Source organism: Paenibacillus sp. PAMC21692, assembly GCF_014303795.1.
Lineage (GTDB): Bacteria > Bacillota > Bacilli > Paenibacillales > Paenibacillaceae > Pristimantibacillus > Pristimantibacillus agaridevorans.
The window spans coordinates 354130-369346 of the sequence record NZ_CP060293.1 but is presented as its reverse complement, the minus strand read 5'-3'; the positions used below and the strand labels follow the sequence as shown (position 1 = coordinate 369346).

Annotated in this window: 11 protein-coding genes and 1 pseudogene; 8 read left to right on the top strand and 4 right to left on the bottom strand. The window is 52.0% G+C overall.

Annotation, left to right across the window (positions count from 1 at the left end; translation table 11 throughout):
- Positions 1 to 5: 5 nt before the first annotated feature.
- The gene (locus H7F31_RS01535; protein WP_187102701.1) at positions 6 to 1901 is read left to right on the top strand and encodes a helix-turn-helix domain-containing protein; all 1896 of its coding nucleotides are present in this window, start codon (positions 6 to 8) and stop codon (positions 1899 to 1901) included.
- 77 nt (positions 1902 to 1978) lie between these two features.
- Here H7F31_RS01535 and trpS read toward each other — a convergent pair whose 3' ends face one another.
- Positions 1979 to 2968, bottom strand: coding sequence for a tryptophan--tRNA ligase (gene trpS, locus H7F31_RS01530; RefSeq protein WP_187102700.1), 990 nt, complete (start codon positions 2966 to 2968; stop codon positions 1979 to 1981).
- A gap of 524 nt (positions 2969 to 3492) precedes the next feature.
- Between trpS and H7F31_RS01525 the strand changes: the two genes are divergently transcribed.
- The 5 genes from H7F31_RS01525 to H7F31_RS01505 all read left to right on the top strand — a co-directional run bounded on the left by H7F31_RS01525 (position 3493) and on the right by H7F31_RS01505 (position 9171).
- The gene (locus tag H7F31_RS01525; protein WP_187105168.1) at positions 3493 to 5070 is read left to right on the top strand and encodes a spore germination protein; all 1578 of its coding nucleotides are present in this window, start codon (positions 3493 to 3495) and stop codon (positions 5068 to 5070) included.
- Positions 5071 to 5091: 21 nt separating this feature from the next.
- Positions 5092 to 6291 (top strand): Ger(x)C family spore germination protein, encoded by a 1200-nt coding sequence (locus H7F31_RS01520; RefSeq protein ID WP_187102699.1) that lies wholly within the window; start codon positions 5092 to 5094, stop codon positions 6289 to 6291.
- A gap of 7 nt (positions 6292 to 6298) precedes the next feature.
- Entirely contained in the window at positions 6299 to 6550 is a 252-nt protein-coding gene (locus H7F31_RS01515; RefSeq protein WP_187102698.1) for a hypothetical protein, read from the top strand.
- Entirely contained in the window at positions 6547 to 7653 is a 1107-nt protein-coding gene (locus H7F31_RS01510) for a GerAB/ArcD/ProY family transporter (RefSeq protein WP_187102697.1), read from the top strand. The genes H7F31_RS01515 and H7F31_RS01510 overlap by 4 nt, the downstream gene beginning before the upstream one ends.
- A 102-nt stretch (positions 7654 to 7755) precedes the next feature.
- Positions 7756 to 9171, top strand: a complete 1416-nt coding sequence (locus tag H7F31_RS01505; protein ID WP_261800269.1) for an MATE family efflux transporter — start codon at positions 7756 to 7758, stop codon at positions 9169 to 9171.
- Positions 9172 to 9800: 629 nt separating this feature from the next.
- On the opposite strand, the pseudogene H7F31_RS01500 reads toward H7F31_RS01505, so the two are convergent.
- The 3 genes and pseudogenes from H7F31_RS01500 to H7F31_RS01490 all read right to left on the bottom strand — a co-directional run.
- A pseudogene (locus tag H7F31_RS01500) lies at positions 9801 to 10577 on the bottom strand (IS4 family transposase); the annotation flags it as partial.
- Positions 10578 to 10595: 18 nt separating this feature from the next.
- Complete coding sequence (locus H7F31_RS01495) at positions 10596 to 11012, bottom strand: hypothetical protein (RefSeq protein ID WP_187102694.1); 417 nt, start codon at positions 11010 to 11012, stop codon at positions 10596 to 10598.
- A gap of 438 nt (positions 11013 to 11450) precedes the next feature.
- A complete protein-coding gene (locus H7F31_RS01490; protein WP_187101916.1) occupies positions 11451 to 12662 on the bottom strand; it encodes an IS4 family transposase in 1212 nt (403 codons plus the stop codon).
- A 419-nt stretch (positions 12663 to 13081) separates the two neighbouring features.
- Here H7F31_RS01490 and H7F31_RS01485 point away from each other — a divergent pair, with 419 nt between their 5' ends.
- Both H7F31_RS01485 and H7F31_RS01480 read left to right on the top strand, forming a co-directional pair.
- Positions 13082 to 14290, top strand: coding sequence for an IS4 family transposase (locus H7F31_RS01485; RefSeq protein ID WP_187100809.1), 1209 nt, complete (start codon positions 13082 to 13084; stop codon positions 14288 to 14290).
- A 419-nt stretch (positions 14291 to 14709) separates the two neighbouring features.
- On the top strand, positions 14710 to 15195 hold the full coding sequence (locus tag H7F31_RS01480; protein WP_187102693.1) for a MarR family winged helix-turn-helix transcriptional regulator: 486 nt from the start codon (positions 14710 to 14712) through the stop codon (positions 15193 to 15195).
- Positions 15196 to 15217 lie beyond the last annotated feature (22 nt).

The following is a 15217-nucleotide window of genomic DNA, read 5'->3' as shown; positions in this document are numbered from 1 at the left end:
AACGTATGGATTGGGAAGTCCACATCGAACGGTGGAGCCGGGCCGCCGTTAGACTGCTGGATATTCGGGAGTATAGCGCGGAGAAGGGAACGCTCCCTGATCGTTATGTAACGCCAGCCAGCTTTTTTATCATTACGACCCATGGGGAGGCAAGGGTGACTCTGTCGGGGACGGTCTATCAAGCCCGTGCGCCTCACATTCTGCATGGAGGGAAGGAATCGGAGCTGGGTATGGCGCCGCTAGGAAGCGATTATGCCTGTTATGTAATTCTGTACAGGGCGGAATGCGACTCGCCGGAGGAGGAGGAGAGCTTCCGCATGCCATATGCGTTCCATCCCGGCGCGTCTCTGGTTCTACAGGAAAAGTGTTTGGTCATGCATCGCCTGTGGCAGCAAACAACACCGATGGAGAAGCTTCAGGCGCAGTCTGCCTTCCTTCCGTTGGTGTACGAGATTATGCGGCAGCTCCGAATGTCGGCAAAGGAGAACGGCAGACCGAACCTGGTAACCGAAGCGATTCATTATATTCACGAACATTACAGGAAGCCGATGACAGCCGAGGAACTGGCCGGCATGTACGGCTGCAGCGCCAGCTACTTGTCCCGCTTGTTCAAAAGCCAGATCGGCGTCGGCCCGATCGAATACCTGATTCATGTACGCATTCGCAAAGCGAAGCAGTTTCTGGTGCATTCGGAGGCTCGTATCCAGGAGGTCGCGGGCAGCGTCGGCTATGCGGATGTCTATTATTTCAGCCGTTTGTTCAAGAAACATACGGGCTGCTCCCCGCTGCAATACCGGGAGGAGCGTCGGCAGGCAGTTCAGAATAATCCATTGAGGCTGTTAAAATCGTCTATTGTATCCTCTGAGCCCTATTCCCATAATGAGAATGAGACTTGTTATCAATGGATGGGGGAAGGGGAAACATCAATGTTTAGATTTTCAAGACCAACGTTCGGAGCGATGATGCTGCTATGCACAACCTTGCTGCTGAGCGCATGCCAGGCCAACAACAATACGGGGGCGCCGTCCTCGCCGTCAGCTTCGGCAGAGGCAACTGCAGAAAGTAGAGCTGCAGAGACACGTATGTACAAGCATTTGAAAGGCGAAACGGAAATTCCGGTGAAACCTCAGCGCGTAGTCAGTCTCTTCCATTTGGGCGAACTGATGGCGGTAGGGGTCAGGCCGGTTGGCGCAACGCCACACATTTTGGATAATCCGCTGATTGGCGATACCTCCGATATTACGAATATCGGGAATCCTCCCGATCTGGAGAAGATTCTGCTGCTGGAGCCCGATCTGATTGTGACAACGGAGCCGTTCGCGGAGGTCGTGGAAGGCGGGTACGAAGCGCTGAGCCAGATTGCGCCGACGATTGTCGTGGAGCAGCACAACGATCCGATCAAGGATGTCGAGATGTTCGGCGATATTCTTGGCAAGCAGGAAGAAGCGAAGCAATGGAATGAGGCGTTTGCGGCAAAAATCGCGCAATACAAAGAAAAGATCAGCCCGGTTATTGGGGCGGATGAAACTTTCTCGATACTGAATGTGCGCCCCGGCTCGATCTTTATTTACGGCGATACCAATATGGGGGGCAACATCATCTACAAGTATCTGGGCTTGAAGCCGACCGAGAAAGTAAAGAAGGACGTTATTGACGGAGAGACATGGGATATATCGATGGAAGTGATCCCCGAATTCGTAGGCGATCGCTTATTGCTCGCCGTAAATGACGGCGCAGAGGATGACATGAAGAGGGTGGATAAGTTTATCCAGAATACGCCTGCAGGCAAAGCCGGTTATATATACCCGATCGATTTTGACGAGTTTCTGTTCAGCGATCCGATCTCGGTCGAGCAGCAGCTGGATATCATCGTCGATTTGCTGGTCGAAGGCAATCAGTAAATGGCATTGAACAATGAATTAAAAAGGGGATGCTCCGAAAGTCGCGATGACTTGGGGCATCCCCTTCCTTTATGAACCTAGAACGTCAAGAAGCCCATTGCCTTTTTGGCGGCATTCAGCGTGCGATTCGCGACTTCCGCGGCGCGGTTCGCGCCGTCCTTCAGGATGCGGTCGAGCTCTTCGGAATGGACGAGCTCGGCATATCTCTGCTGGATCGGCTCGAGCTTGGCGATGACGACTTCGGCGAGATCCTTTTTGAATGCGCCGTAGCCTTGCCCTTCGAATCTGCGCTCGACCTCTGCGATCCCGATATCCGCGAAGACGGAATAGATCTCGATGAGGTTGCTGACGGCCGGCTTCGCCTCCCAGTCGTAGCGCACGTTCATGTCGGAGTCGGTGACGGCGCGGGAGAACTTCTTGCGAATGACGCCCGGCTCGTCGAGCAGGAGAATGTAGCTGCTTTGGTTCGGGTTGCTTTTGCTCATCTTGCTGGAAGGATCGTCAAGGCCCATGACGCGGGCGCCAACTTCTCTAATGATCGGCTCCGGCACGGTAAAAGTCTCTCCGAACCGATTGTTAAAGCGGGTGGCGAGGTCGCGCGTCAGCTCCAGATGCTGCTTCTGGTCGTCTCCGACCGGCACATGCGTCGCCTGGTACAGCAGGATGTCGGCGGCCATAAGCGCCGGGTAAGTGAAAAGAGCGGAGCTGACGGTATCTTTGCCGTCCGACTTATCCTTGAATTGCGTCATGCGGCTAAGCTCGCCGAAGTGAGCCTGCGTCTCCATCAACCAGCCGAGCTCCGCATGGGCGGATACATGCGACTGCATAAAGATGGCGCTGCCGCGGGGATCGATCCCCGCGGCGATGTACAATGCCGCGATCTGGCGCGAGCGCTCTCGCAGCTCCTTGGGATCTTGCGGAATGGTGACGGCATGAAGGTCGGGCACGAAGAAGTAGCACTCGCCCTCCTCTTGCATCATAACGAATTGGCGCAAGGCGCCGATGTAGCCGCCGATGTTGAGATCGCCGCTGGGTTTGATGCCGGACAGGAATCGTTTGTTGGACATGGGATAACCTCATTTCTTTGGGATAGTGGTCGTGTGCTCGCGTAATTGCAGCCGCTCCGGTAAACGCAAAAAAACGCTCCGCCCCCTGTAACAGGGACGAAGCGTGAACTCCGCGATACCACCCGAATTCGGCCATAAGGGCCGCACTCTTACACGAACGGAGCAAAACAGCGCGAGGCCGCTTGCGTGCTTTCGTTCATGTCTCCCTGGAATAACGGGGGGAGCTGCCGTCGGGGCCTACTGCTCGCATTCGAGGTTCGGGCCGAAGCGAGCGGATCCATTCCCTTAGACGTCTGCGCCGGACCTTTCACCAACCGCCGGCTCGCTGCGGACATCCGCCCCAAGGTACTACTTCCACTCATGGCTGTAACGATATATTGTTCATAAGCATAACGGCAATTTGGCGTCTAGTCAAGCGGATCTTCGAGTTTTTTGTGTTGAAAATTTTGTCTAAAATTGGCGAGAAATGACCATATTATAGGAAAGACAATGCCAAACAATCGGGGATGGAACCAATGAGCAGGATGAGAAGCTGGAAGCGTTCATCGGCACGCCAGGATGGCTTGGACGGGAACGATGCGGAAGAAACGCCAAGGCCGTTGTCGGCTTCGCTCAAGGACAATCTGGACACGATTCGGGAAGTGCTCGGAGGCAGCGACGATATCGTCATTCGGCCAATCCGGCTGAGCGGAGGCGTGGCGGCCGCCATCGTGTTTACCGAAGGATTGGCGAGCGAGCAATTCGTAGCGGAATTTATTCTGGATAGAGCGATGTCGGACGACGCCGACCAGGAGCACGAACGGACCGGGAGGGGCGCCAAGGAGGTCGTATCCGAGCTGGAGCGGCATATCCTGGCCGTGGGAGAGCTGGAGTTCGTGCACGTGTTCAAGTCGCTGTTCCACGCCCTGTTGTCGGGAAACACGATTGTGCTGCTGGACGGCCTCGACCACGCCATTGCCGCGGGGACCAAGGGCTGGAAGGACAGAGGCGTATCGGAGACGAACACGGAATCGGTCATACGGGGGCCGAGAGAAGCTTTCTCGGAGACGCTGAGGACGAATACGGCACTGATTAGACGCAGAATCAAAAGTCCGCGGCTAAGACTGGAGACGCGCCGGATCGGACGAGAAACCGAGACGGACGTATCCATCATGTTCATGCAGGGAATCGCGAATGACAAAATCGTCGAGGAAGTACGAAAGCGTCTCGACAACATCGATATCGACGGCATCCTGGAGAGCGGCTATATCGAGGAGTTGATTCAGGACGAGACGTTCACGCCGTTCCCGACGGTTTACAATACGGAACGTCCCGACGTGATCGCCGCCGAACTGCTGGAGGGAAAGGTCGCGATACTGGTCGACGGAACGCCGTTCGTGCTGATCGTCCCCGCCGTGTTCGTCTCTTTTCTGCACGCGGCGGAAGATTATTATCACCGTTCGGACATCAGCACATTGATTCGGCTTCTGCGGTACGTAGGCATCTTTATCGCGCTGTATTTTCCATCGCTTTACGTGGCCATTACAACCTTCCATCAGGAGATGCTGCCTACGCAGCTGCTAATAAGTCTCGCCGCTCAACGGGAGGGCATTCCTTTCCCGGCCTTTATTGAAGCTTTAATGATGGAGGTCGCTTTCGAAATTCTGAAGGAGGCTGGGCTCCGAATGCCGAGGACGATCGGTCCTGCCGTATCCATCGTCGGCACTCTCGTTATTGGACAAGCTGCCGTAGATGCCGGAATCGTATCTGCTGCGATGGTCATCGTCGTATCAACGACGGCGATCTCGAGCTTTGTGTTCCCTGCTTACAGCATGGCCAATGCCATCCGGATGCTCAGGTTTCCCTTGATGGGACTTGCTGCGTCGTTCGGGTTGTTTGGCATCATTTTGGGAACTTTCGCGATCGTGCTGCATCTTACCAGTCTTCGTACGTTCGGGGTTCCTTATTTGACCCCTTTTGCCCCCATGAAGCTTGAAGATCAGAAGGATGCGATCTTCCGGTTGCCGCACTGGATGATGACCAAAAGGCCGAGTTTGATGACGGGGTCCAACGGCAAACGGCAGCAGCCGGCGAAGGCGGCGAAGCCGAAGCCGGGCAAATAGCCAGGAGAAGGAGCAATCACTATGCGAAGAGGCAGGACGCTAGGCACGCTTCTGCTCATCCTTTCGCTTGCGACGGCGACGGGGTGCTGGAATCGCCGGGAGCTAAACGACCTTGCGATTGTCACGGCGATCGGCGTAGACAAGGCGGAACGCGGCTACCATGTATCGGTGCAAGTCGTCGATCCGTCCGAGGTTGCGGCCGGATCGTCCGGCGGCAGTTTTTCTCCGGTGACCACTTACGACGCAACAGGCGATACAATGGCGGAGGCGATCCGCAGAATGACGACGGTGACGCCGCGAAAGCTGTATTTTGCCCATTTGCGCCTCTATGTGATTGGAGAGGAGCTTGCCCGGGAAGGGATGGGGAAGCCGCTCGACCTGCTGTCTCGCGATCAGGAAGGGCGGACGGACTTTTATATCGTTGTGGCCAAAGGTCATAAGGCGTTCGACGTTTTGCGCATTCTCACGCCTATGGAGAAAATTCCGGCCGCCAAGCTGTATTCCTCGCTTAAAGTATCGGAAAGTGCCTGGGCGCCAACCGTGTCGGTGCAGCTGGATGATCTCATCACGGAGATCGTCGATAAGGGCGTACAGCCCGCATTGACCGGCATCACGATTAAAGGTGATCCCATTGTCGGGCGCCAGCTCCAAAATCTGAAAACGCCGGATACGCCAACGAGACTGCAGTACCAAGGCATTGCCGTGTTTCGCTCCGACAAGCTGATCGGATGGTTAAATGAATCGGAGAGCAAGGGCTTCAGTGATATCACGAATCGTCTCAACAGTACCATGGTGGAGACAACATGCCCCGAGGGAGGCAAGCTTGCCGTCGAGGTCATCCGATCGAAGTCGAAAATGGAGGGCAGCGTGAAGAACGGCAAGCCCGAGGTCGTCGTCACTATGCGCTCGGAGGCGAATGTCGTGGACGTCGAATGCCACATGCGTATTACGGGAAGGAACTCGCTGGAGGAGATTGAGAAGCGAGCGGAGGAGACGATGCGACTGAACGCGGAACAAGCTGTCGCCAAAGCGCAGAAGCTGGGAACCGACGTGTTCGGTTTCGGCGAAGCGATTCATCGTGCAAACCCGTCATATTGGAACCGCGTCCAGAATGAATGGGACCAAATTTTTAAAGAGCTGAAGGTTTCATTCAAAGTCGATATGAAGATCAGAAGAATCGGAACGGTAGGGGAGTCATTCCTCGACGAGATGAAGGAGTAGGAAGACGATGGCGATAGCGGGAATCGCGGCGATAGCCGCTTGTATATGCGTTCTGGAGGTACCGCGCATGTGGCGGAGCAAGCAGTGGAAGGAGTTGGGGCTGTTCGGCTTCTTGCTTGCGCTCGGCACGGGAATTTCGGTGGGACTTGGTTTGGACGCGGGGCTGCCTAATCCCATGGACTGGCTTGCCGCGATTTTTCGTCCGATCGACATTCTGGTAGAAACGACGTTTGGCCTGAGGAGAGTGAATGAGGGATGAAGAACCTCGAGCTGATTAACGGCAGACAATTCGCGCTTCTTGCGATCTATATCACGATCGGCGACACGATTCTGATCCTCCCGGCTGTCCCGGCGCAAGCGGCGGGGCGAGATGCCTGGATTTCCGCACTGCTGGGCATCGTCTTCGGAATCGGTGTCGTGCTGCTGTACAGCGCGGTTGGAAAGCGCAATGCCGGAAGGACGTTTGTGGACTATGCGGAGACCGTGCTTGGGAGATGGCTGGGGGGCGCCATAGCATGTGCCTTTCTCGTATATATATTCTTATCGTCTGCTGCCCATGTGCGGGAGATTGGCGACTTCATGACGACTCAGATGATGCCGGAGACGCCGATTCATGCGATCCACATCTTCTATGCGGCCGTCGTCCTTATGGCGGTTTATCTTGGATTAGAGTGCATCGCAAGGACAAGCGAATTTTTTTTTCCCGTGCTGATTCTGTTCCTGTTTGTATTCGTTCTATTCTTGGTGCCAAGTATAGAGACGAGCAAGCTGCTTCCGGTTATGGAGAATGGGCTTGCTCCAGTCGTGCAAGGCGCCGTGTCGACGACGGCCTACCCGTTTGCGGAGCTGAGCGTGCTGCTAATGGTTATTCCCCATGTCAGTAATTCGGGAGCCATTCGGGGCAGCTTCTTGAAGGGAGCACTGTTCGGAGGAGTGATAATAGCGCTCATTATTTTTCTGTCCGTCTCCATTCTGGGTCAAGACCTGGCCGCAAGAAACATGTATCCCAGCTACGCGTTGGCGAAGAAGATCGACGTGGGCCAATTCCTTCAGCGAATCGAGGTTATCCTGGCTTTTATGTGGCTGCTGACGAGCTTCATCAAGACCTCTTTGTACTTCTATGTGTTCCATATGACACTCGCCCATTTGTTCCGTCTTCAACAATACCGGTCGATGGTACTGCCGTCAGGCGTCCTTCTTGTGTCTATGTCCGTGCTGATCTCTCCGAATATCAATCACTTCCAGCAGATGAATGAATATTGGCCGTACATGGATTTGACCCTGGGTGTGGGAACCTCGCTTTTACTGCTGACCGTGGGGGCTATCCGTGGCGGCAGCCTCTCTCCGAAGCAAGGAACGTGAAAGTTTCGTTAACCAGCAAATTCCCGTATGCGTAAGCCCCCATTCTATGTTACGATACGACAGACTCAAATAGAGAATAGACATAGGATGAAGGTGAAGAGTTTGAGTGAACCTACTGGACAACAGGTTCTTGGCGGAGGAGAGAAGGCCAAGGATCTTAAGTTGTTTTATTTGACGTGGCCGATTTTCCTTGAAGTGGCGTTGTTCATGATGATGGGGATCGCGGATACGTTTATGCTGAGCGAGATTTCGGACAATGCGGTGTCCGGCGTAGGCGCGTCCAATCAGTATTTGCACATCGCCATATTGCTGCTGGAGGTCATCGGCAACGGGGCGTCCATCGTCGTGGCTCAGTATATCGGTTCGAAGAAATTTTTTGAAGCGGCCAAAATATCGGCGCTCGCCGTTACGCTCAATCTGATCGTCGGCGTGGTGCTGAGTATCGGATTCGTAGCATTTAACGGTTACTTGCTGAGTTCATTGAATCTGCAAGGCGAAGTGTACGACTACGCCCAAAGTTATCTGCAAATTGTCGGCGGAGCGATTTTTCTGCAAGCGATTATCAACTCGCTGGCAGCGATCATTCGCGTGCACGGATTTACAAAGGAAGCGATGCTTGTCGCGCTGGGCATGAACGTTATCCATATAATCGGCAACTATGCGCTGATTTTCGGCAACTGGGGCATGCCGGCCCTGGGCGTGGAAGGCGCGGCGATCTCGACGATCGGCAGCCGCCTTATCGCGGTTGTCGTCTTCTTCTGGCTGCTGTATCGCATTATGGAAGTGCGTATCCAGTTCCGCTATTATTTAAATCTGTCCAAGGAATTTGTAGGCAAAATTTTAAAAATCGGCATCCCTTCCGCGCTGGAACAGGTGATGTACCATAGCTGCCAGATCGTCTTCCTCGCTTACACGACGTATCTGGGCGAGGCGTCGCTGGCGGCGAAGCAATACGCATCGAATATTTCGATGTTGATCTATCTGTTCGCATTCGCGATCGGCATCGGCACGTCCATCATGGTCGGCCGTCTTGTCGGCGAAGGGCGCCCGGACGCTGCGTACCGCCGCGTCTGGATGAGCGTTCGCTCCGCCAGCATCGGCACGCTGATCGTCGTCGTGATTGTGATGCTGTTCCGCGAGAAACTCGTCGGCTTCTTTACGGATGATCCCGATGTGCTCAGATTAGGGGCGCAGGTGCTGCTCTATAGCTTCATTCTGGAGACAGGGCGTACGATTAATATCGTCATCGTAAACTCGCTGCGGGCTTCCGGCGATGCGAAGTATCCGCTTTATGTCGGTGTTTTCTCGATGATTGGCATGAGCTTGCCTCTCGGCTATCTGCTCGTGTTCCAGCTGGATATGGGGCTGCCGGGCGTTTGGCTGGCGATCGCCGCAGACGAGTGGGTCCGCGCGATTATTTTCTACTTCCGCTGGCGCAGCCGCAAGTGGGAGAAACACGCGCTGGTCAGACCGGACTCGCCGCCAGCGGATGGACATGCCGCCGCGGTACAGGCGTAAGCCAGGGGAGAGCCGTTGCGGGAGTAGCCGGGGAGCCGTTGCAGGCGTTGCCTGGAGTGCCGTTGCAGGCGTAAGTCAGGGGAGCCGATGCAGGCGTGGCCTGAGGAGCCGATGCAAGCGTAGCCTGGGGAGCCGTTGCAGGCGTAAGCTAGGTGAGCCGGTGCAGGCGTAGCGTGGGGAGCTGTTGAAGGCGTAGTCTGGGGAGCCGTTGCAGGCGTAAGCCAGGGGGAGCCGTTGCAGATTAGGCTCTGCGTACGGGGTGGCTGGACAACCCCTACGCCATCTGCTTTTTGAATCTTAAGAAGAGAATGTGCATTCCCCGCGACTGTGCCATATGAGGTGCGGTGGCGGGGATTTTACTTTTCTGGAGATGCGAGGGCGGCGAATGTCGATGAGAACGGACTACTGCCGGTCCAGTTCGGTCGGTGGCCGTTAAGACGTCGAGACCGACTTAAACTTGCAGATGCGCTTGGTTGGCGGCCGTTAAGTCGATTAGACCCACTAGCGTTGCATTAATGCTTCCACACTCACGTTGTAACACTACAACGTGCTGATTTTTACAAAGTTTTATGTTACCTGCAATTAAAAGACAGCTCCACCTAAGCGTAGGCTACCTTTCCAAAAAAAAATTACCTATTTCTTTTCTTTGGCTGTTGTACTCGCACACCAGGCGTTTCCGTGGCTTCTCGCAGCTTAGGTGGACCCGTCTTTCGTTTGGTTACCTTACAGGCTTTTGGGATTCTGTGTACTTCTGTCAGAAAGGCCGACCACCTCTTCGTCGCATACAAGCGAATGAGTCGGAGAATATCCCATGTTGAATGCGTCGTATGGAGCTCACGTTTAACCAGATACGATAATCCGTATCCGACCAATGCTAGATAAATATGATTCCACACCGCATCCGGTTGATAGCTGTAGAGTTTGGCGAACTTCAGATGCTGCTTCAGCCATTTAAAGAACAGTTCAATTAGCCAGCGATTGCGATAGACGTCCATCAGTTCTTCTGCAGGTAGGTCATGTCTGGTTGTTGCGATCCGATAAAACCGGCCTTGATCATCGTAGAACTCAATGAGGCGTAGTGGTGTTCTCATTTTAGTTTTAGGCTGGTTACCGAGGATAACCACGGCATCGCGAACGATGGTAGAGCGTTCACCCGTGGACGGTCTTTCGCTTTGAACCTCGGCGTAGTGATGATTCGCAAGCCGAATGACGAAATCGATTTTGTTCGTCACCCATTTCTCCATCCTGACATAACAAACGTAACCGCGATCCATGACATAAAGCACGTTGGGATCGACCACAACAAGATCATCCGACCCTGAAAAGTCGCTTATGTTGCCCGTGGAGGGCACGATATGGTCAGGATACGCGGTATGCTCATCGATAAACACCAAGCGAGTATGAACCTTTACACTGTTTTGTTTCTACGTCACATACGCCCAATCGCCTAAGACAGGCGGCATGCGAAGGCTTGTGGAATCGACGATAGCCAACACGGGCTTCTTTCCCTTTAAAGAAGGTTTGATCGGCTTTCGAAGGGCATGCACCACGGCAGCAAACAAAGCTTGTGTAATCTCGACGGGCAGGCTATTCATGCGACGTGAAAGCTGAGACTTGCTGATGCTTTTCACTTGAAACTCAGCCTGAAACCCTTCATCCGAGCGAATAGCGCTTTCTATGGTACGAAGGGAGTCCCAGTTCAGCAATTGCCCGGTGATAAAAAGTTTGAGCAGCTGAACCGTTTTGAACTGTTTCCGGTAATCCAGAAAAGGGGCAACAAAATCTTGCAAAGGTAAAAGAGAAAGGCATTGACGAACGACCTGTTTATCCGATACACTCATTACGGCTACTCCTTTGTATTGGGTGTATGGATCGGTATCCTACCTCATTACAATGGAGTTTTTTTCATGCTTTGTCCATGAAAAAGGAACACAAAATTACAAAATTAGTTACTTTTAGAAAATTTATTTGCAGTGTAAGCTTTGATGCAACGCTAGTGCAGATGAACCCGTTATTCGTGGCCAGCGGTCTGACGTCTGAAGAAACATATAACCTCTTTTCCGAAGCAGCCAATCATTATGGTTTAATGGGAAAAACGCCCTCTAACACGGATTCATAATTCTGATTAAAGTAATTAATAGGAAAACCTCCACTAGCGTTGCATTAATGCTTCCACACTCACGTTGTAACACTACAACGTGCTGATTTTTACAAAGTTTTATGTTACCTGCAATTAAAAGACAGCTCCACCTAAGCGTAGGCTACCTTTCCAAAAAAAATTACCTATTTCTTTTCTTTGGCTGTTGTACTCGCACACCAGGCGTTTCCGTGGCTTCTCGCAGCTTAGGTGGACCCGTCTTTCGTTTGGTTACCTTACAGGCTTTTGGGATTCTGTGTACTTCTGTCAGAAAGGCCGACCACCTCTTCGTCGCATACAAGCGAATGAGTCGGAGAATATCCCATGTTGAATGCGTCGTATGGAGCTCACGTTTAACCAGATACGATAATCCGTATCCGACCAATGCTAGATAAATATGATTCCACACCGCATCCGGTTGATAGCTGTAGAGTTTGGCGAACTTCAGATGCTGCTTCAGCCATTTAAAGAACAGTTCAATTAGCCAGCGATTGCGATAGACGTCCATCAGTTCTTCTGCAGGTAGGTCATGTCTGGTTGTTGCGATCCGATAAAACCGGCCTTGATCATCGTAGAACTCAATGAGGCGTAGTGGTGTTCTCATTTTAGTTTTAGGCTGGTTACCGAGGATAACCACGGCATCGCGAACGATGGTAGAGCGTTCACCCGTGGACGGTCTTTCGCTTTGAACCTCGGCGTAGTGATGATTCGCAAGCCGAATGACGAAATCGATTTTGTTCGTCACCCATTTCTCCATCCTGACATAACAAACGTAACCGCGATCCATGACATAAAGCACGTTGGGATCGACCACAACAAGATCATCCGACCCTGAGAAGTCGCTTATGTTGCCCGTGGAGGGCACGATATGGTCAGGATACGCGGTATGCTCATCGATAAACACCAAGCGAGTATGGACCTTTACACTGTTTTGTTTCTCCGTCACATACGCCCAATCGCCTAAGACAGGCGGCATGCGAAGGCTTGTGGAATCGACGATAGCCAACACGGGCTTCTTTCCCTTTAAAGAAGGTTTGATCGGCTCTCGAAGGGCATGCACCACGGCAGCAAACAAAGCTTGTGTAATCTCGACGGGCAGGCTATTCATGCGACGTGAAAGCTGAGACTTGCTGATGCTTTTCACTTGAAACTCAGCCTGAAACCCTTCATCCGAGCGAATAGCGCTTTCTATGGTACGAAGGGAGTCCCAGTTCAGCAATTGCCCGGTGATAAAAAGTTTGAGCAGCTGAACCGTTTTGAACTGTTTCCGGTAATCCAGAAAAGGGGCAACAAAATCTTGCAAAGGTAAAAGAGAAAGGCATTGACGAACGACCTGTTTATCCGATACACTCATTACGGCTACTCCTTTGTATTGGGTGTATGGATCGGTATCCTACCTCATTACAATGGAGTTTTTTTCATGCTTTGTCCATGAAAAAGGAACACAAAATTACAAAATTAGTTACTTTTAGAAAATTTATTTACAGTGTAAGCTTTGATGCAACGCTAGTGGACGAGACCGACTTAAACTTGCAGATGCGCGTGGTTGGCGGCCGTTAAGTCGACGAGACCGACTTAAACTTGCAGATGAGCTCGGTTGGCGGCCGTTAAGTCGACGAGACCCATTAACGTTGCAGTAAACCTCACATGATTCAAACAGAAGTTACTATATTTGTAATTACCTGCACGTTTTTCATGGACAAAACAGAAAAAGGCTCCTACATTTAGAGACGTAGCACGTTGTCCACGACCTCTAAACAAGGAGTCCAAACCATGGATAACGTAACCCAAAACACTGTCGTTCGTCAACTACTTTCTTTACTGCCTTTGGATGTACAGGATCGTCTACTCTACGCCGATCGCTATGCGAAGAAGCTTACGATTAGCAAAAGCATCTTGGTGTTCGTTCTTGCTCAGTTCAATAATTGGCAGAGTTATGTCGAGATGGAAGAACAAATCTACGCGCACTCCGAATTACGATCCGTTCTCGATCTACCCTGCATTAGCGCTGCACAACTTTCGCGTAAATTGGCCCAGATTCCAACGGAAATGCTGCATGAACTCTTCCTCCATGGCTTGGTTCATATCCAGAAGCTGACGGCAAATCTGAAGGGCATTTCACCTAGCATTGGGCGCCTAGCTCTTATTGACTCATCCAAGGTGAAATTGCCGCTTGTGCTTGGAGACTGGGCCAGAGTTTCGTCTACGTCCAGCGGTGTCAAACTGCACGTACGTCTCTTGACTGCTTCGCCTGATGTCGTTTATCCCGATGCCGTGATCCCATCGACGTTAAACGTCGGAGATCGAGCGGCTACCGTTGAGCTTGTGACCGAGTCCACCGTGACCTATGTCATGGACCGTGGCTACGATAACTACAAAAACATGGATAACTGGATCCGGCGAGGCATTCGTTTCGTCATGCGTATGCGGGATCGTGCCCTGACCACCGTTGTAGAAGAAAGGCAAGTAACGCCAGATGGCTCCATCACCCGAGATGCGATCGTTAGCGTAGGCGGCGATTTCCGCTCCATGAAAGAACGCATTCGACTCGTGGAGTTTTATGATGAGCAGGGGCGTTTCTACCGTCTGCTAACCTCGCGACTAGACATCACGGCCGAAGAAGTCGCTCATATCTACAAATGCAGATGGTTAATCGAGCTTTTTTTCAAATGGATCAAACAACATCTAAGGCTGAAGAAACTGCATAGCTACAAACCACAAGCGATTTGGAACCAGATTTACCTCACGCTGATCACTTTTATGCTTGCACAGTACATGCAGTTACACTTAGAAACGAAGAAAAGCGTTTGGCGCGTCCTCGAGTTGTTCCGTATTCATATGTTTCATCCTTGGATCCAGTTCCTAAACGCTCTATTCCGAGCGCCTACACGAACATCCACAGGAAAGAAAAGGGGTTCATCAAGAGAAGTACCCCCGTTGCGAACGGAATTAGGCATGTTCAAGAAAAGTAAAGTGACATAGAAAAAAGTAATTAACACAATTATTGGGAGAATGTGACTACAACTAGGTAGGGATTGCGTTTTTGGCTCACTCTCTCAAAAAGAGGCTGTAAAATAATTGATCTACTATGAGAAACATCCAATCGCACTGTTGATGTAACGTTTGTTGCAACCCTCATGGGTGAGACCGACTTAAACTTGCAGATGCGCTTGGTTGGCGGTAGTTAAGACGTCTAGACCGGCTTTCCCAGGGGTTTCTGCCCAGTGGTGGTCTTTAAGTCGGTGTGCACGATGTATGTCTTACGTGCGGCAATCCATATAAGGATTAGCGGAGCGCTTCTCCCAAACCGAATGATCTTTCAATCGGCAGTTGACAATAGCCGCGTCTTCTGATATCTTTAATTTAAGATAATTCAAATTGAAGGAAAGGAGCGGATGAATATGAGCAGTGACAACCATCCAACCCATCAATCGACACCAGGCAACGCTGCTAAATCCAATGTCTCTCTGGACCTTTACATTGCGCTTTCGCGGGCCACCCAGTGGGTAAATGCCCACATTGATCGGGATATTCGCAGCCACGGTCTCAACAGAACGGAATTCGGCGTATTGGAGATGTTGTACCATCGCGGGCCACAGCCCCTGCAGCAGATTGGCGGTAAGGTGCTGATGAGCAGCGGCAACATCACATACGTCATCGATAAGCTGGAGAAAAAGGGACTGTGCCGCAGGCGCGCATCCAAGGAAGATCGGCGGTTGATCTACGGCGAAATTACGGATGAAGGCAGCAAGTTTATAGAAGAAGTGTTCCCGGCGCATACTATATGCATCGAAGAAGCAACTGGCGGTCTGACCGACGAAGAGAAGGCGCAGGCCAGCATTCTGCTCAAGAAATTAGGAAAGTACGCCCAGCAGTCCTACAAGTAGCCACACTAGGCAGGAAGGACTG

What these genes read in the sequence shown, in the direction of transcription:
- H7F31_RS01520 (WP_187102699.1), top strand. Translation starts at nt 5,092, where the DNA reads ATGCGAAGAGGCAGGACGCTAGGCACGCTTCTGCTCATCCTTTCGCTT.
- trpS (WP_187102700.1), bottom strand. Translation starts at nt 2,968, where the DNA reads ATGTCCAACAAACGATTCCTGTCCGGCATCAAACCCAGCGGCGATCTC.
- H7F31_RS01515 (WP_187102698.1), top strand. Translation starts at nt 6,299, where the DNA reads ATGGCGATAGCGGGAATCGCGGCGATAGCCGCTTGTATATGCGTTCTG.
- H7F31_RS01495 (WP_187102694.1), bottom strand. Translation starts at nt 11,012, where the DNA reads ATGAGTGTATCGGATAAACAGGTCGTTCGTCAATGCCTTTCTCTTTTA.
- H7F31_RS01480 (WP_187102693.1), top strand. Translation starts at nt 14,710, where the DNA reads ATGAGCAGTGACAACCATCCAACCCATCAATCGACACCAGGCAACGCT.
- H7F31_RS01510 (WP_187102697.1), top strand. Translation starts at nt 6,547, where the DNA reads ATGAAGAACCTCGAGCTGATTAACGGCAGACAATTCGCGCTTCTTGCG.
- H7F31_RS01535 (WP_187102701.1), top strand. Translation starts at nt 6, where the DNA reads ATGGATTGGGAAGTCCACATCGAACGGTGGAGCCGGGCCGCCGTTAGA.
- H7F31_RS01485 (WP_187100809.1), top strand. Translation starts at nt 13,082, where the DNA reads ATGGATAACGTAACCCAAAACACTGTCGTTCGTCAACTACTTTCTTTA.
- H7F31_RS01490 (WP_187101916.1), bottom strand. Translation starts at nt 12,662, where the DNA reads ATGAGTGTATCGGATAAACAGGTCGTTCGTCAATGCCTTTCTCTTTTA.
- H7F31_RS01525 (WP_187105168.1), top strand. Translation starts at nt 3,493, where the DNA reads ATGAGAAGCTGGAAGCGTTCATCGGCACGCCAGGATGGCTTGGACGGG.